17 protein-coding genes and 3 tRNA genes are annotated in these 16,386 nt (G+C 69.5%); 5 read left to right on the top strand and 15 right to left on the bottom strand.

From position 1 onward, the window contains the following. Positions 1 to 141 precede the first annotated feature (141 nt). The 10 genes from ABCU91_RS05870 to ABCU91_RS05825 form a co-directional block, all read right to left on the bottom strand. Complete coding sequence (locus ABCU91_RS05870) at positions 142 to 1,587, bottom strand: SPFH domain-containing protein (RefSeq protein ID WP_413355145.1); 1,446 nt, start codon at positions 1,585 to 1,587, stop codon at positions 142 to 144. A 318-nt stretch (positions 1,588 to 1,905) separates the two neighbouring features. Further along, positions 1,906 to 1,979, bottom strand: a tRNA-Met gene (locus tag ABCU91_RS05865). A gap of 24 nt (positions 1,980 to 2,003) precedes the next feature. Continuing rightward, positions 2,004 to 2,075, bottom strand: a tRNA-Thr gene (locus ABCU91_RS05860). Between the two features lie 64 nt (positions 2,076 to 2,139). Then, positions 2,140 to 3,456 (bottom strand): M23 family metallopeptidase, encoded by a 1,317-nt coding sequence (locus ABCU91_RS05855; RefSeq protein WP_413355144.1) that lies wholly within the window; start codon positions 3,454 to 3,456, stop codon positions 2,140 to 2,142. 187 nt (positions 3,457 to 3,643) lie between these two features. Then, a complete protein-coding gene (locus ABCU91_RS05850) occupies positions 3,644 to 4,432 on the bottom strand; it encodes an inositol monophosphatase family protein (protein ID WP_413355143.1) in 789 nt (262 codons plus the stop codon). 104 nt (positions 4,433 to 4,536) lie between these two features. Next, a complete protein-coding gene (locus ABCU91_RS05845; RefSeq protein WP_413355142.1) occupies positions 4,537 to 5,550 on the bottom strand; it encodes a hypothetical protein in 1,014 nt (337 codons plus the stop codon). 146 nt (positions 5,551 to 5,696) lie between these two features. Continuing rightward, a tRNA-Tyr gene (locus ABCU91_RS05840) sits at positions 5,697 to 5,781 on the bottom strand. 87 nt (positions 5,782 to 5,868) lie between these two features. After that, positions 5,869 to 6,357: an FBP domain-containing protein gene (locus ABCU91_RS05835; RefSeq protein ID WP_091351810.1), complete on the bottom strand. Its 489-nt coding sequence runs from the start codon at positions 6,355 to 6,357 to the stop codon at positions 5,869 to 5,871. 40 nt (positions 6,358 to 6,397) lie between these two features. Next, positions 6,398 to 6,712, bottom strand: a complete 315-nt coding sequence (locus ABCU91_RS05830; RefSeq protein ID WP_413355141.1) for a hypothetical protein — start codon at positions 6,710 to 6,712, stop codon at positions 6,398 to 6,400. Between the two features lie 50 nt (positions 6,713 to 6,762). Continuing rightward, a complete protein-coding gene (locus ABCU91_RS05825) occupies positions 6,763 to 7,608 on the bottom strand; it encodes a LysM peptidoglycan-binding domain-containing protein (protein WP_413355140.1) in 846 nt (281 codons plus the stop codon). Positions 7,609 to 7,701: 93 nt separating this feature from the next. Between ABCU91_RS05825 and ABCU91_RS05820 the strand changes: the two genes are divergently transcribed. The 3 genes from ABCU91_RS05820 to ABCU91_RS05810 all read left to right on the top strand — a co-directional run bounded on the left by ABCU91_RS05820 (position 7,702) and on the right by ABCU91_RS05810 (position 8,987). Continuing rightward, positions 7,702 to 8,193 (top strand): YajQ family cyclic di-GMP-binding protein, encoded by a 492-nt coding sequence (locus ABCU91_RS05820; RefSeq protein ID WP_028497481.1) that lies wholly within the window; start codon positions 7,702 to 7,704, stop codon positions 8,191 to 8,193. Between the two features lie 96 nt (positions 8,194 to 8,289). After that, on the top strand, positions 8,290 to 8,541 hold the full coding sequence (locus ABCU91_RS05815) for a hypothetical protein (protein WP_413355139.1): 252 nt from the start codon (positions 8,290 to 8,292) through the stop codon (positions 8,539 to 8,541). Further along, positions 8,538 to 8,987, top strand: a complete 450-nt coding sequence (locus ABCU91_RS05810) for a BLUF domain-containing protein (protein WP_413355138.1) — start codon at positions 8,538 to 8,540, stop codon at positions 8,985 to 8,987. Before ABCU91_RS05815 ends, ABCU91_RS05810 begins: the two co-directional genes overlap by 4 nt. A gap of 59 nt (positions 8,988 to 9,046) precedes the next feature. On the opposite strand, the gene ABCU91_RS05805 is transcribed toward ABCU91_RS05810, so the two are convergent. Together ABCU91_RS05805 and ABCU91_RS05800 are read right to left on the bottom strand one after the other, a co-directional pair. Next, positions 9,047 to 10,174 carry a Gfo/Idh/MocA family protein gene (locus tag ABCU91_RS05805; protein WP_133398538.1) on the bottom strand — a complete coding sequence of 376 codons (1,128 nt, stop codon included), beginning with the start codon at positions 10,172 to 10,174 and terminating at the stop codon, positions 9,047 to 9,049. After that, positions 10,171 to 10,995 carry a sugar phosphate isomerase/epimerase family protein gene (locus ABCU91_RS05800; RefSeq protein ID WP_091351804.1) on the bottom strand — a complete coding sequence of 275 codons (825 nt, stop codon included), beginning with the start codon at positions 10,993 to 10,995 and terminating at the stop codon, positions 10,171 to 10,173. Before ABCU91_RS05800 ends, ABCU91_RS05805 begins: the two co-directional genes overlap by 4 nt. 111 nt (positions 10,996 to 11,106) lie before the next feature. Between ABCU91_RS05800 and ABCU91_RS05795 the strand changes: the two genes are divergently transcribed. After that, positions 11,107 to 11,706, top strand: a complete 600-nt coding sequence (locus ABCU91_RS05795; RefSeq protein WP_307467983.1) for a TetR/AcrR family transcriptional regulator — start codon at positions 11,107 to 11,109, stop codon at positions 11,704 to 11,706. Continuing rightward, positions 11,703 to 12,908, top strand: coding sequence for a multidrug effflux MFS transporter (locus tag ABCU91_RS05790; RefSeq protein WP_307467982.1), 1,206 nt, complete (start codon positions 11,703 to 11,705; stop codon positions 12,906 to 12,908). Before ABCU91_RS05795 ends, ABCU91_RS05790 begins: the two co-directional genes overlap by 4 nt. On the opposite strand, the gene ABCU91_RS05785 is transcribed toward ABCU91_RS05790, so the two are convergent. From ABCU91_RS05785 to ABCU91_RS05775, 3 genes are all read right to left on the bottom strand, one after another. Next, a complete protein-coding gene (locus tag ABCU91_RS05785) occupies positions 12,850 to 13,875 on the bottom strand; it encodes an alpha/beta hydrolase (protein ID WP_413355137.1) in 1,026 nt (341 codons plus the stop codon). The two genes, ABCU91_RS05790 and ABCU91_RS05785, sit on opposite strands and share 59 nt — an antisense overlap. 7 nt (positions 13,876 to 13,882) lie before the next feature. After that, positions 13,883 to 15,256: an FAD-dependent oxidoreductase gene (locus ABCU91_RS05780; protein WP_413355136.1), complete on the bottom strand. Its 1,374-nt coding sequence runs from the start codon at positions 15,254 to 15,256 to the stop codon at positions 13,883 to 13,885. 62 nt (positions 15,257 to 15,318) lie between these two features. Further along, positions 15,319 to 16,380, bottom strand: coding sequence for a polyprenyl synthetase family protein (locus ABCU91_RS05775; RefSeq protein ID WP_413355135.1), 1,062 nt, complete (start codon positions 16,378 to 16,380; stop codon positions 15,319 to 15,321). Between the last annotated feature and the right edge of the window lie 6 nt (positions 16,381 to 16,386).

Raw genomic sequence — 16,386 nt, 5'->3', positions numbered from 1 at the left:
ACTGTTCGCCGATGCAAGGGATCGTGCGCGACACGCCGCCCACCGGCGCGGTGAGGCGGCGTGTCGCACCGGATCCCTTGCATCCGTTGACGGTTCGGGATGCCGCGGCGCGGCCCGCCCCTTCGCCGGAGCCGGGCGCGCTCAGTCCTGCGGGACGCTCGCCTTCGCCCCGTCGGCGATGCCGCGGCCCAGCGCCTGCCCCTGCACCAGTGACGCGATGTCGAGGCCGGTCGTGCTCTTGACCGCATCGAAGGTGGCCGCGAGGCTCTGGGACTGCTCGCGGGCGATGTGCGTGGCGGCGGTGTCGCCACCGATGAGGGTGATGTTGCCGACGCTGGCGTAGCCGGCTGCGAAAGACGACACCATGTCGGGGAGCTTCGAGACGACCTCGCGCGTGAGGACGGCCTCGAGATTCTCCTGCAGCGCCTCGGCTTCGGCCTGGATGGCAGCGGCCTTGGCTTCACCGGTCGCGCGGATGGCGTCGGCCTCGGCCTCGGCCGTCGCGCGACGGGCCTGCGCTTCGGCCTCGGCCTTGGCGAGCGTGGCAGCCGCGTCGGCGGACGCGGACGCCTGGCGGGCGTCGGCCTCGCGCTGCACCTTGTACGCGGCGGCATCCGCCTTCTGCTGCTCCACCGCGCGGTCGGTCTCGGCCTGCTTCTGACGCGTGTAGGCGTTCGCGTCGGCTTCGGTCTGCGCGCGGTACTTGTCGGCGTCCGCGACCTTCTTGACCTCGGCGTCGAGGGTGGCCTGCTTGTTCTCGGCCTTCTGGACGAGAACGGCCTGCTCGCGCTCGGCGCGGGCGAGGTTCTCCGCCTGCTCGGCCTCCGCGTTGGCGCGGCCGACCTCGCTCTTGGCGGATGCCTTGTTCTTGTCCAGCGCGGTCTGCTCGATCAGGTTCGCCTCGTCGGTGGCGATCTGGCGCGCCCTCACCTCGCGGGCCGCATTGATGCGGGCGACTTCCGCCTCGCGGCGGACGCGCTCGACCTCGGCGGCTCCGAGTGCCTCGATGTAGCCGTTGGTGTCGTTGATGCCCTGGATCGCGAACGAGTCCAACACGAGGCCCTGCGCGAGCAGGTCGCCCTTCACACCCTCGGCGATCTGGTCGCTGAGCTTCTGCCGGTCCTTCATGACCTCTTCGACCGAGAGCATCGCGACGACGCCGCGGAGGGCACCCTCGAGCTGCTCGGTCGTGAAGGTGTCGATGGCCTGATCCTGCGAGGCGAAGCGCTCGGCTGCGGCGCGCACCTGATCGGGCTGGGAGCCGATCTTGACGAGAGCGACACCCGCGACGTGAAGGGTCACACCGTGGGTCGTCTGCGCCGTCGGCTCCATCTTGATCTGGCGCGAGCGGAGCGAGATCTTGTCGGAGCGCTGCGTCAGTTTGTTGACGAACGCGCCACCACCCGTGATGACCGTCATGTTCGAGGTCGTCCCGTCGGAGCCTCGTTGCTTCTTGCCGACGACCACGATGGCCTCATCGCTCTGCGGGACCTGATACCAGGCGCGGAACAGGAGCAGCCCGATACCGAGGATGAACAGCAGGGCGACGACGGCAACCCCGGCGACGATGACGATGGTGAAGTCCACAAGCGGGCTTTCTGGTGAGACCCGCCTTCGCGCCGGCCGCGCACAAGACGCATTCGCGGTGGAGACGCCGGCGGCGGGTAGGGCAACGGAACCGGGTCGGTGATCGAAACGTACACCATGACGATGTCGCGCCGTCGATGCCCTCCACCGTACGAGGAACGCTCGCTCCACGGACAAATTGTCGGCCGCAGCGACCAGACAGTCGTCCCACTCTATGGACGCTCGCCAGGAGCAGATGACTGACCAGTTTCATGGCCGCGAGGTGGGTATCAGGCTACGGACATGACAAAACCCCCGGGTGGAGCCGGGGGTTTTGCGTAGCGGGAGCGGGGCTTGAACCCGCGACCTCACGATTATGAGTCGTGCGCTCTGACCAGCTGAGCTACCCCGCCGTGGCGCATCTGAAGGATGCTGCGAGCCCCGAGTCAGGATTGAACTGACGACCCCTTCCTTACCATGGAAGTGCTCTGCCACTGAGCTATCGGGGCGTGCTGCCCGCAAGCGGGCAACTAGAAGAGGATACCAGAGTCGCGGCACCCGTCTGTAACCGGGTCAGCCTTGCGTGTGCTCCTTCAGCCACGGCAGCGGATCGATGCGCGTCGTCCCGCCGAGCAGCACCTCGAGGTGCAGGTGGGGGCCCGTGGACTTGCCCGTGCTGCCGACCTGGCCGATGACCTGACCGGCCTCGACGGTCTCTCCGGGCGAGACGCGCAGCGAGCCGTACTCCATGTGCCCGTAGCGGGTCGAGACCAGCTGACCGTCGATGATGTGGTCGATGACGACCGTCACTCCGTAGTCGCCGCCGGCCTCGGTAGCGATGCGGACGGTTCCCGCAGCCACCGCGTGGATCTCCGCTCCCCGGCCGGGGGTGAAATCCGTGCCGTGGTGAGCACGCGAGAACTTCGAGAGGTAGGACGTCGAGCCGAACTGCGCCGAGATCGGCACGCCCACGGGGAAGGGCCACTGCACGGCGGCCGTGGCGTCGTTCACCCAGGTGCCGGCGAACGCGGTGACACCGGACTCGGCGGCGACGTCGGCCATGGATTCGATGTCGTATTCGTCGGAACGGGCGAGATCCTTCGCCGCCGTGGCGGAGCCGGCGACGTACGCCTGGATCTCAGGGGCGTCGACGTCTGTCGCGTCGCTGGCGAGCGTCATGTCGCCCCGCACTTCCTGGCCGAACGTGCCGACGGCGGCGACGGGAGTCGTGATGCCGATGGCGAGCAGTCCGACGACCCCGACGACGCTGACGGAGAAGGATGCCGCGGCGACCCGCTTGAACATGATCCGGCCACGACGGGGGCGAGCGGGCTGATCCGCCATGCGCACCCGAGTTGTCGTGGGCTGCGCCTGCTCGTCAGCCTCGGCTGCCGCACGGGCGACCTGGATCGGTGTCTCGCCCGTGAAGGAGAAGACCTTCGCGGCGAGCTCGAACTCGTCGATGCTGGGCGCCGCGTCGTGCGCGGAGGAGTGAACGGAGTCCGCGGCCGGGAGGACGATGGTCTCGTCGAGGAATTCGTGAACGGGGACCTCAGGGACCGGGACGGCGGGAGCGGCCGGCCGTGACCGGCGACGCCGCGGCAGAGTGGCCGCGGCGGCCTCGGCGATCACGGTCTCCGCGATCGACGCCGGTGCCGCCTGGGCGGCCTCCGGCTCGGGCGCGACGAACGCCACGACGGGTGCCTCCGCAACCGGCTCGGCAGCGACCGCGGTGACCGCTTCGACGGCTGCAGACGCCTCGCGCGCGCGCCGCCGGCGCAGAGCGGGCGCCTCCACCGTCTGAGCGATGGCGGGGACGTCGTTCGAGACGACAGCTCCGTCAGCCTGCCGACGGTACTCCGCACGCGTCAACGGCGCGGGGCCGGACACAGCGGGTCGCCGGCTACGACGCGCTGCGGGCGCGTCGGTAGAGGAGGCATCGAAAGTCAAACGTGCGGGCTCTCGTGTCGAGCGGCCGGGGCCGCGGGCTTCAGGGGTCGATCTTCTCCGCTCGGGCAGCGAAGGTAACGATCAGATAAACACGCTACACGACGGAGGCTGGGAATGGGATGCCGGTTCACACACCGATCGTCGCCGCCAACCGTTCGAAGAGCTCGGGGCCCGCAGCGATGGTCATCTCCCGCCCGGGAGCGCCGCCGGGCGCCCCGGTGACCCGTCCGCCGGCCTCGGTGACCAGCAGCGCACCCGCGGCGTGGTCCCACGGGTGCAGTCCCCGCTCGAAGTACCCGTCCAGCCGGCCGGCTGCGACGTACGCCAGGTCGAGGGATGCGGCGCCTGCGCGGCGCAGGTCGCGCAGGAGCGGCATGACGGCGGCGACCCTCGCGAGGTCCTCCGCATGGTGCTTCGGGTCGTATCCGAAGCCCGTGGCGACGAGCCCGCCGGCTTCACCGACGCTCGACACCGTCAACCGGTGCTCTCCTCGCCATGCGCCCTCGCCTCGGATCGCGTGGAAGGTCTCGTCGATGGCGGGGTTGTGCACGACCCCGGCGAGCGCGGTCCAGGTCGACGGCGTGGGCTCTCCCGAGACCGCCGCGATGCTGACGGCGTAGTGCGGCATCCCGTAGGCGTAGTTCACGGTGCCGTCGATGGGATCCACGACCCACGTGATATCGGAGGTCCCCCGCTCGGCGCCGGACTCCTCGCCGAGGAACCCGTCATCGGGCCTCTCGGTCGCGAGACGGGCACGGATGAGCGCCTCGACCTCGCGGTCCGCCTCCGTCACGATGTCGGCGAGCGCCGACTTGGTCGCGGCGATCGCGACACCTTCTTCACGGCGCGTGCGGGCGAGCTCACCCGCTTCGCGAGCGATGTCGAGGGCGAGGTCGGCGAGCGCGGCGGGATCCATCCCTCCACGGTACGCCGCCCGGGGGCCGTCGCCCGCGGAACGATGAACCGCCCGCGACGCCCTCGCGGAGGGCGAGGCGTCCCGGGCGGTTCGAGGAACAGGATTCAGTAGCGCGGCGGCGGCGGAACGTCGGGCGTCCCCGGAGCCGGCGGCATGGGAGGAACCGGCTGATCGGGCTGGGCCGGCGGTGCAGGCTGCGCCGGCGGTGCAGGCTGCGCCGGCGGTGCGGGCTGCGCCGGCTCGCCGGGGATCGGCGCGGGCGGCACCTCGGCGCCCGCGCCGTAGGGCTGCTGGGCGTAGGTCGGCTGACCTGTGTAGTACGCGTTCCAATCGGGGCTGCCGTCGGGCATCACCGGGAGCGGGGTGCGACCGTCCGCGTACGTCGGCCACGCCTGGACCGGCGCTGCTGGCGCGGCATCGTGCGGGGCGTACGCCGTCTGCGGCGCATAGGCGGGTGCGCCGTAGCCCTGCGCCGCATAACCGACCGCCTGGGGACGCTCCTTCTTCGGCGCGAAGAGGGCGTTCACGAGGGGAACGAGAGCCGTGCCGACGGCAGCGAGGATCGCGACGGAGACGAGCACACGCCAGTAGATGTCGCGGAAGTCGACGAACTCGCCCAGCATCAGCGGGATCACGAGCATGAACGCGAGGATGACGACGAGGCCCATCGTGACGTAGGCCACGATGCTGGTGAACGTCGTCTGGTGACGCGTGAACGACTTCACGTAGAGCCGGATGTGGAGGAGGGCCCCCTGCAGGACCAGCAGGATGACGATGTACTTGAAGAAGCGCTCGACGCCGACACCGTAGTTGTCGCCCGCATCCGGCATCCAGATCAGGAACGCTCCGATGATGAGCGCGACGACCCACGACACGATGCTCGCGAGAGCGAACCACGCCGGTCGACGGCTGGCGAGGGATGCCTCGAGGATCGACAGCCCGGCGAAAGCGGCCAGCAGCAGGATCGTGAGGAACGCCCGTCCGACGATGCCGGCGGAGTCGCCGACGATGACCCACACGACACACACGATCGCAGCTGCGATGAGCGCGCCGATGGCGACCCAGATCGCGGCTCTGAAGATCTTGCTCGAACTGGGGGCGGTGATCGGTTCGCTCATCCTCGACATCCCTTCGGCGGAGGCCTCCCCCCGCCCTCGCCCCCATCCTGTCAGACCGCGCGGTGCGGCAACGCGATCTCCACAGGGCTTGCCGGGGCCACCGGGGGAATGAGAAAGAGCCGCGGAATGCTCCGCGGCTCTTCGTGTGGTGGCGAGTGAGGGATTCGAACCCCCGAATGCAATGCAGTCTGATTTACAGTCAGATCCCTTTGGCCGCTTGGGTAACTCGCCAGGTGCGCACCCGCCCGGCTTTCGCAGTCGACCGGAGGCGCGATCACCGATACTACCCTCCCCGAGGGCGTGACGAAAACCGAGGCGTCAGGCGGCCGCGGCGACGCGCTCGACGAAGGATTCGAGGCGGTGTCGGGTGCCGTCGATCCGCCGATCGACGCTGGCGCGGATCTCGCTCGGCGCCAGCGGCGCGGCGATCCGCACGTTGTCGTGGCAGGTCAGATCGGCGCACACGTAGGTCCCGACGCTGTCGCCGCGGTCACCGGCATCCCCCGCCCGTCGCGCGGTGAACATCGTCACCTGGTTGCCGGGCTGCATCGTGTGGCAGATGTTGCACATCGCCGATCGGGCGTGGGCGGCGCCGTTCGCGGCCCGCAGGACGATGCCCGTGGGCTCGCCGCCGATCTCGGCGACGACGTAGCCGCGGCTGCGCGTCGTGGGGTCGCGCCAGGCGAGGAAGTCGAGGTGATCCCATTCGAGGATCGGGAAGTCGTGGGGCAGTTCGAGACGGGTGCGTTCGTCCTTCGTCGCGTTGACGAGCACGTCGCGCAACTGGTCCTCTGTCAGCGGCCGCATCAGTCCAGTCTACGAAGGAGGGGATGCCGCGGCTCCGTCGTCAGCTTCCGATTGCGAGGATGATCGACGCAGCGCCGACGAGTCCGATCCCCAGGATCGTTCCGATCGCCGGCCAGACGAACCCACTCCGGCGGATGCCGGCGAAGACGAGACCGACGATGCCGGCGAGCATCGCGGCCGACCCACCCGCGACGAGCAAGGCGAAGGTGACGATGAGGAGCCAGCCGTACTGCTCGTCGACCGTCGCAACCAGAAGGAGGACGAGGAACGTCGGCAGGACCGACAGGACCACGATGACGACGGCGGCGATGCCCCAGGCACGCTGCGCGAGCTGAGGGGGTGCGGGCGTGCTCACGTGGTCAGAGTAGGGGCGCCGAGCCTGCGGTCATGGTCGGCGCGCGGTGATCAGCCCTGAGATTCGATCGACCGGCTCGTCGGGCGCAGCTGCACGCGGTCTCCGGGCTGGAGGACATGCTCCGGGCCGCCGGCCTGGTTGAACTGCTGCACGGTGATCGCGTCGACGCAGAACCGGTCGCCGATCCCGCGGTACGTATCGCCCGGCTGCACCGTGTAGAAGGTGGGCGTGCCGTCGTTGTTCTCGACCGGCCCCTCGGCGTATTCGCCCGTGCCGGTGTCTACGACCGTCCCCCTCATTGTCACCGCGATGCGACCAGCGGAGTCGGGCGTCGACAATTCGATGCGGGCGATCCCGTCGCAGTCCTGGTGGGTGCGATACCCGCCCTTGTTCGCCTCGTTGAGCGCGGCGGCCGTCGCGGTGCCCTCGGAGAGGATGGCGAGATAGTCACCCTCGTAGATCTCGCCCGCCCCGTCGAACGCGTTCGCGGCGTCGAAGTCGCCGCTGTCGAGGCAGAACCGCTCGACGATCGCCCAGTACGAATCGTTGGACACGACGCGGTAGACCGTCGCGAGTCCCTCCGCATTCGAGCGCTCGACGGCCCCCGTCGCACCGGGCGAGATCGACCCCCGATCCTTGCCCGGCGGAACGCCGAGGCATTTGCTCTCGGGCGGCGCCGGAGTGGTCTCGACCGGTGCGGGCTGCGTCGGCTCCGGCGTCGGGTTCGGCGTCGGCGTCGGGGACGCGATCCGTATCGGCGTGGCCGACGGGGACGGTGCTTCCGCGACCACCTCGTCGGTCGGGATCATGCCGATGACGGCCGGCGCCGCGAGCGCCAGCAACCCCACCACAGCCCCCACGGCGATTCCGACCATGATCTTCCCCCGACGATCCATGCCTCGACGCTAGCGGCCGCGCATCACGGGCGCGCAACGATGCGGATGCCGGGACCCGCGGCATCCGGTCGGTACAGCGGTACCCTCGAACGCATGGCATCAGACTCTTCGTTCGACGTGGTCAGCAAGGTGGATCGTCAGGAGGCGGACAACGCCCTCAACCAGGCGCGCAAGGAGGTCGAGCAGCGCTACGACTTCAAGGGCACCGGCGCCTCGATCGAGTGGAGCGGCGAGTCGATCCTCATCAAGGCGAACAGCGACGAGCGGGCGAAGGCCGTGCTCGATGTCTTCCAGTCGAAGCTGATCAAGCGCGGCATCTCGCTGAAGAGCCTCGAGTCCGAGGACCCGCAGCCCTCGGGCAAGGAGTTCCGACTCGTGTCCACTCTCAAGGAGGGCATCTCCTCCGAGGACGCGAAGAAGATCACCAAGCTGATCCGCGACGAGGGGCCCAAGTCGGTCAAGGCGCAGATCCAGGGCGACGAGCTGCGCGTGCAGTCGAAGTCCCGGGACGACCTGCAGGAAGTCCAGCGGATGCTGAAGGCCGCCGACCTCGACGTCGACCTGCAGTTCATCAACTACCGGTGACGCGCTGATACGCGGCCGCCGGGTTGTCAAGCCCGCGCGGCCGTCGGAGCCCTCACCTACCGTGGCTACCCTGCACCACGAGTAAGTGAGGTTCCCGTGTCTGAGCACCCCCCATCCCCCGGCACGGTCTGGGCGCGCGTCGAAGACGGCTTCCACGTCGGCAGTCGCGACGGCAACTTCCTCGGGTACATCGAGCGACGCCGGGACGGTCACTACGACGCGTTCGACATGCGTTCGACGGTGATCGGCACGTTCGCCGACCTCGTCTCCGCGATGCGCACGCTCTCGTCGGCTCCGACGCCCGCGCCGGGCGCGAACGGCATCCTCACGATCCAGGAGAACCGATGACCGCCGCCGACGACACCGTCTTCTCCGTCGTGTACTCGAGCACCGCGACCGAGCCGTTCACCGACGACGCGCTCGGCGAACTGCTCCAGCAGTGCCGGTCCGCGAACGCGCAGCGGGACATCACGGGCATGCTGCTGTACCGCAACGGCCGCTTCATCCAGATCCTCGAGGGCCCCGAGCAGGCGGTCCGCGAGACGATGGGGAAGATCGAGCGCGACCCGCGTCACGACCACCTACGCGTGCTGATCGACGAGTTCACCGAGGATCGCAATTTCGCCGAGTGGACGATGGGCTATGAACCCATCGTCACCTCCGAGGGAGACGCGCCCGAGGGCTTCCGCGACACCTTCGACGACCTCGAATCGCACGGTGATCCGTCGGCCACGTTGCGCGCCGCACGCGAGTTGAGCCTGTGGTTCCGGGTGCGCGCGAACCAGCCGAACTGACCTTACGAGCGACGGCCCGGACCCCGCCAGGGATCCGGGCCGTCGCTCGTGTCAGCCGATCAGAGCGTGCTGGCGAAGGGGTCGAAGTCGACCGGAACCGCGGGCACCGGCGCGACGGTGCTGTCGATCTCGAGGTACTGGCCGGTCTCCGCCGAGTCCTGAGCCGACAGCAGCACGTCGAGGACGTGGAAGCCGAGCTCACCGGTGGCGACGTGCGTGCGGTTCTCCGCGATCGCGCGGACCATGTCGAGGACACCGAGCCCACGGCCCACGACCGTACCCTGCTGCTCGACGTCGATCCACTCCTGCTCGGTCTTCATCCCGTCGCGGAAGACGCCCAGCGGCTTCACGTAGCGGGTCGGACCGTCGAAGCGGTTGGGGTCGGGCAGCACGATCGAGCCCTCGGTGCCGTGGATCTCGACGACACCGTGACGCTCGAGCGCCGAGTCGAAGCTCAGCAGGTGCGTGCCGTGCTGGCCGCCCTCGAACGTCGAGAGCACCTGCACCGACGAGGGGACCTCGACGGGGAAGGTCTCACCGGCGCGGGGACCGGTGTGGATGTGACGCTCCGTGCGGAAGCGCGATCCGCGCGCCGCGACACCGGCGATGGGCCCCAGCAGGCTGACGAGAGCCGAGAAGTAGTACGGCCCCATGTCGAGGAGGGGTCCGGCACCCTTCGCGAACAGGAACGCGGGCTCCGGATGCCAGAGGTCTGGCCCCTGCGTCTGGAACGCGGTCTGCACGAAGAGGGGCGTGCCGATCACCCCCTCGGCGATGGCGCGCTTCGCGGACTGGAAGCCCGGGCCGAGGATCGTGTCGGGTGCCGAGCCGACGCGGACGCCGGCGGCGTCGGCATCCTTCAGCAGCTGACGAGCGCCCTCGCGGTCGAGGCCCAGCGGCTTCTCGGTCCACACGTGCTTGCCGGCGGCGACCGCCTGCGACGAGACAGCGATGTGCGACTCGGGGATCGTGAGGTTCACAACGAGTTCGACGTCGGGGTTGGCGAGGACGTCCTCGAGCGTGCCCCACGAGGGGACGCCGTGCTCCTCTGCCTTGGCCTTGGCGCGCTCGGGGATGATGTCGCCGATCGCGACGACCTTCACGTCGGGGAACGACGTCAGGTTCTCGAGGTAGGTCTGGCTGATGACACCGGCACCGACGATGCCGACTCCGACGGGGCCGGTCATGCGATGAACCCGCCGTCCTTCAGGAAGGCGTACGACGCGGCGATGTCCTCGAACACGTCACCGGGAGCCTTGTCGTACTCGATGACGGCGTACTGGATGTTCGTCCCGGCGTGCAGCGATGCGGCGAGCGGAACGTCACCGGTGCCGGCACGCAGCTGCTCGAGCGAGTCAGAACCGAACTCGTCGGCGCCGGGTGCCCAGGGGTTGGATGCCGGGGCGATGCCGTCCTTCACGTGCACGGCGACGAGGCGGTCGCCCAACCTCTCGACGAGGGCCGGCACGTCCTGGCCACCGGTCAGGGCCCAGAACAGGTCGAGCTCGATCTGGACGCGGTCGTCGGTCAGCTCCAGGAAGCGCTCGTAGGCGGTCTGTCCGTCGAAGGACTTCACGAACTCCTGCGCGTGGTTGTGGTAGCCGACGGACATGCCGAAGCCGGCCGCGGTCTCGACGAGACGGTTGAGGCGCTCGGCGATGTCGGCGACGCCCTCTTCGGTGAACCAGCGCTCGGCGGGGACGAACGGGTCGATGACCGTGGTCATGCCGATCTTCGCGGCAGCCTCGAAGACGACCTCGGGAGCGGGAGTGGGGATCGAGCCGTCCGGCGTCCACAGCTCGTCCGACAGCAGCGGCGCGTGACCCGTGGGAGAGGCGAGGCCGCTGGCGTCGAGGGCCGCGCGGATCTCGTCGGGGCGGCGGACGAAGTCGAACGCCTCGACGTTGCGCAGGCCGAGAGCGGCCAGCTTGTCGAGCGATCCGGACATGTCCTCGCTGAACTCTTTGGCGAGCGTGTAGAGCTGGACTGAGGCGAGCGGCAGAGCCATGGGCCTTCCTTCGTAACGTCGTTGTCGGATGCCGCGAGGCGGCGTGGCCACGACGATATCAGAATTAACCTCCAAGTGGAGGTTTTCGTTCCGCCGTCCTACTCTGTCCCCATGAGCCAGGACGAGGACGATGTAATCGGCCGCCGCGGATCGCGGCCGAAGGGCGTCGCCAGGCGTCAGGAGATCCTCGACCGTGCCATCGAGGTGTTCCGCGAGCGCGGCGCCAGCGGCACGTCGCTCCGCAAGATCGCGGAGGCCATCGGCGTGTCCCACGCGGCGCTGCTCCATTACTTCGACTCCCGCGAGCAGCTCCTGGTCGCGGTCTACGCGCACGCCGAGCAGTCCCACGACGATCCGCCCGAACTCCGGCCCGGTATCGACACGATGATCCACGCCGCCCGGAGGAACGTCGGTATACCGGGGCTCGTGACGCTCTACTCCACCCTCCTCGCCGCGTCGCTCGAGACCGAGGACGGCGTCGGCCGAGACTTCTTCACCCTGCGATTCGAGGGCCTTCGCAGATCGATCACCGAGAGCCTTCGACTGCAGCAGCAGGAGGGCCTCGTGCGCGACGACGTGCCGGCCGAGCACCTGGCGGCGCTCCTCATCGCGGCATCCGACGGTCTGCAGATCCAGTGGCTCCTCGACCCCGGCGTCGGACTCGAGTCCACGCTCCGCACGCTCGGCGCGCTGCTGCGCCCCCGGGCATGACCGCGCCGCACCTCACCCGCCGGCTCGTCGTCGTCCTCGGGTTCCTCTCGGCCGTCGGGCCGTTCGCGATCGACATGTACCTCGCGTCGCTCCCCCAGATCGCCGACCAGCTCGAGGCCGCGCCCGCCACGGTCCAACTGACCCTCACCGCGTTCCTCCTCGGGCTGGGCGTCGGGCAGCTGCTGCTCGGCCCGCTCTCGGACATGTGGGGGCGCCGCCGCGTTCTCCTCCTCGCTACGGCGGCCTTCACCCTGACGAGCGTCGCCCTGATCGCATCCCCGAACATCGAGGTGTTCATCGGCCTGCGCCTGTTGCAGGGACTGTCGGGTGCGGCTGGCGTCGTGGTCGCGCGGGCCATCGCGGTCGATCTCAGCACGGGGCGCACCGCGGTGCGCGCGCTCAGCCTCATCGCGACCGTCGGCGGACTCGGCCCCCTCATCGCTCCCCCGATCGGCGGCCTCGTCGCCTCGTTCTCGGGGTGGCGGGGCGTACTCACGGCTCTCGCCGTCATCGCCGTCCTCATGCTCGTCCTCGCCTGGCTCGTCGTCCCGGAGTCTCTCCCCCGCGAACTCCGGCACACCGGCGGCCTGCGGACCATGCGCGCCTCATTCGCCCATTTCATGAGGGACCGGGTCTACCTGGGGTACACGGGCGCCTACGTCTCCGGCTTCGCGGGCCTGTTCGCCTACGTCGCGGCATCCCCCTTCGTCGGGCAGATCATCCTGGGGATGCCGCCCCTGCTCTACGGTCTCGGTTTCGCCGGCGGCGGCGCCGCACTGCTGGTCGCGAACCTGATCAACGCGACGTACGCGCCGCGGATCGGGCCGGAGCGGATGCTGGTGGTCGGCGCCTCGCTCGGCGTCGCCTCAGGGGTGGTCATGACGGTCTCGGCGGCCACCGGCATCCTGTCCGTCCCGCTCTTCCTCGCCTGCGCGTTCACGACGATGGGCGGCGCGGGGCTGACCTTCGGAAACGCGAACGCGCTGGGCCTCGCCCGCGCGACGGCGAGCAACCGCGGGGCCGGAGCAGCGCTCATGGGCGCCTGCCAGTTCGCGGTCGGTGCGCTCGTGACCCCGATCGTGGGGTTGTGGGGAGAGGAGACGGCGGTGCCGATGGCGGGCGTCATGCTGCTGGGAGCAGCGGTCAGCCTGACGCTCGGGCTCGCCTCGAACCGCGCGAGCGGCCGAGCACACCCCGCATGAGCCACCGTTCGAGCGCCAGGTAGGCCTGCTCGCGCGGGGTGGGGCGGGACAGGAAGATGTCGTGGATGCCGCCCTCGATCCGTGCGAGCGTCACCTCCCGCCCGATCCGCGTCGCGGCGCGGGCGATGTCGTCGACGACGAGCACGGAGTCGCTGCCGGTCATCTCCGCGTTCCATGCGAAGGGGTTCGTCGACGTCGTCGAGAGGAGCACGATCGTCGGGCACCCGACATCCACTCCCGCCGACACCCGCCGGTGGCCTTCGACGATCGCCGCCAACCACCCGGGATGCGTGGGGAACCCGCGCTCGGGCCGCCACTCGCGTCGGTACCCGCGCACCGGGAGAGCCCCGACCTCGGTCTGCGCCCGGGTGTAGAAACCGAGGTCGACGACCGGGTGCGCACCCATCGGGTCGACTCTCGCGCGCATCTGGACGAGCGGCGACAGCGCCTGCCGCCCCAGTGTGCCGAGCTGCAGTTCGAGCCACGGGCTGTTGAGGACGAGCGCATCGAGCCGGCCGTGATGACGGGACGCCCACAGCGTGGCGGTGAGACCTCCGGTCGAGTGCCCCATCATCACGAGGCGGCGACGCGACCTGGGACGGTCGAGCGGATGCCCCATGGCGCCCAGCGCCGCGGCGATGTCGGCGTCGTACACGTCGAGCGAGGTGACGAAGCCGGGCGTGTTCCCCGGCCGGAGACTGCGACCGTACTTGCGGAGGTCGAGGGCGTGGAACCGCGCGCCGAGGGAGGCCCAGAAGCGCGCGAGCTCGACCTGGAAGAAGTAGTCCGACCAGCCGTGCAGGTAGAGGACGTCGACGTCGCGCAGCGGCCCGGTGAGACCTGCGAGCTTCGGCGGATCGAGCCGGACGAGCGTCGCGACGACCTCGCCCTCCGAATCGCTGCCCAGGGGCAGCGTGAGCCGCTCGAACGGACGTCCCAGGACGTCCCGCTCCCAGCCGCCGGTCATGATGCGATCACTCGCCGCGCGAGACCCGCACCATCTCGTCGCGATCGACGACCTTGATGCGCTCACGCTCGTACGGAGCGCCGAGAGCGACCTCGTGCTCGTCGAGCCGGTGCCACCCGTCGAGGTCGGTCCAGGCGACCTGACGCTCGGCGAGCAGCGAGATGATCGCTTCGTCGGACGCATCCTCGGGAGTCCACCACGATGCCTGGTCGTTGATCAGGTGGCGGATGGTCTCCATCGCGTCGGACTTGGTGTGGCCGATGAGGCCGACGGGTCCGCGCTTGATCCACCCGGTCGCGTAGACACCGGGGACGCGCTCGTTCGAGCCCTTCTTCACGACCTGACCCTCATGGTTCGGGATCACGCCGTGGCGCTTGTCGAACGGCACGTCCGGCAGCGGCGAGCCGAAGTAGCCGACGGCGCGGTAGACCTGGCCGACGGGGATCTCGCGCATCTCGCCGGTTCCCTCGACCCCGCCGGAGCCGTCGGGTCGGGTGCGCTCGGTGACGATCGACGCGACGCGACCGTCGGCATCCTTGGTGATCTCGACCGGCCGCGCCCAGAAGTGCAGGTGCAGCCGTCGGCTCGCCTCGCCGCCGGCGTCGTTGACGCTCGGCCGCTGGCGCCACGACTGCAGCACGCGGTCGATCACCATGACCTGCTTGTTCGACGCGATTGCGGCCTTCGAGGCCTCGTCGTAATCGAAGTCCTCGTCGTAGACGACCATGTCGACGTCGTTCAGCTCGCCGAGCTCGCGAAGCTCGAGCGGCGTGAACTTCACCTGTGCCGGGCCGCGGCGGCCGAAGACGTGCACGTCCGTGACGGGCGAGCCCTTGAGTCCCTCGTACACGTTCGCCGGGATCTCGGTGGGCAGCAGGTCGTCGGCGTGCTTGGCGAGCACGCGCGCGACGTCGAGTGCGACGTTGCCGTTGCCGAGGACCGCGACGGATGCCGCATCGAGCGGCCATTCGCGCGGGAAGTCGGGGTGGCCGTCGTACCAGCTCACGAAGTCTGCGGCACCGTACGAGCCTTCCGCGTCGATGCCCGGGATGTCGAGGTCGGCGTCTTTGATCGCACCGGTCGCGAAGATGACCGCGTTGTAGTGCTTCTTGAGGTCGGCGAGGGTGATGTCGGTGCCGAAGCGGACATTGCCGAAGATGCGGATGTCGCCGCGATCGAGGACGTCGCGAAGCGCGTTGATGATGCCCTTGATACGCGGGTGGTCGGGGGCGACGCCGTAGCGGACGAGTCCGTAAGGGGCGGGCAGGTGGTCGAACAGGTCGATCGAGACGTCGAACTTGCGCTCAGCCTTGAGGAGGATGTCCGCCGCGTAGATGCCGGCGGGTCCTGCGCCGACGATGGCCAGCCGAAGCTTGGTCATGGGTGTCCTTTCCGAGAGCCCGCGTGCGGGCGTGACGAAGAAGCGGCGAATCCGCCGGGTGATCAGCTGGAGCGGTCGACGACGACCTGGGCGAAACGGGTCAGCGCCTCGCGGACCTGCCCGTCGGGCAGAGGGGCCAGAGCAGCGACGGCGCGATCGGACCACTCGTGCGCGAGCCGACGGGTCGCCTCGGTGGCGGGGTGTTCGCGGAGCTGCGTGAGCGGGTGGTCGAGGATCGCCGGGTCCGCACCGTCGGAGATGCGGGCGACGCCCTCATCGATCGTGACCTTCAGCGACTGCGACGCCGGGTCGCTCGCGCGGCCGAGGAGCAGGTAGGGCATCGTCGGCACGCCTGCGCGCAGGTCGGTGCCGGGAACCTTGCCGGTCTCGGCGGCATCCGCCGACAGGTCGATGACGTCATCGAGCAGCTGGAAGGCGACCCCGACCCGCTCACCGAACTCGCGAACGGGAGCCGCGTACTCGTCGGAGGCATCCGAGAAGATGACGCCCGTCTCAGCCGCGGCGGCGATGAGCGAGCCGGTCTTGTCGCTGAGGACCTGCAGGTAGAACTCCACCGGGTCATCGCCCGGCTGCGCACCGACGGTCTCGTGCATCTGGCCGAGGACGAGGCGCTCGAACGTATCGGCCTGCAGACGGATCGCCCGCTCCCCCACCTGCGCCATGAGCTGGCTGGCACGCGAGAACAGCAGGTCGCCCGTGAGGATCGCGACGCTGTTGCCCCACACGGCGTGAGCGCTGGGAACGCCACGACGACGGTCCGCCTCGTCCATGACGTCGTCGTGGTACAGCGATCCGAGATGGGTCATCTCGAGCGCGGTGGCCCCGGCGAGGACGTCGTCGGTCACCCCCGAGCCGAGCTGCGCCGTGAGGATCGCCAGCATCGGCCGCATCCGCTTTCCGCCGGCCTCGTAGAGGTAGCGGGACGTGACGTCGGCGAGCGAATCGCCGACCTTCAACTCACCGGCCAGGCGGGCTTCGACGAGGTCGAGCCCTTCTTCGACCGTGGTGAGGAGCTTCCGCATCCGCGGTCCCACGAAAATGCGTTCGGTGACGCCGAGTCGGCTCGCGATCTGCGAGCCCGGAGTACCGGGTCGGGGGGTCATGCCTCC

This window comes from Microbacterium phoenicis (assembly GCF_047302325.1).
Lineage (GTDB): Bacteria > Actinomycetota > Actinomycetes > Actinomycetales > Microbacteriaceae > Microbacterium.
The sequence above is the reverse complement of the archived record's forward strand: the minus strand, read 5'-3'. Positions and strand labels throughout refer to the sequence as shown.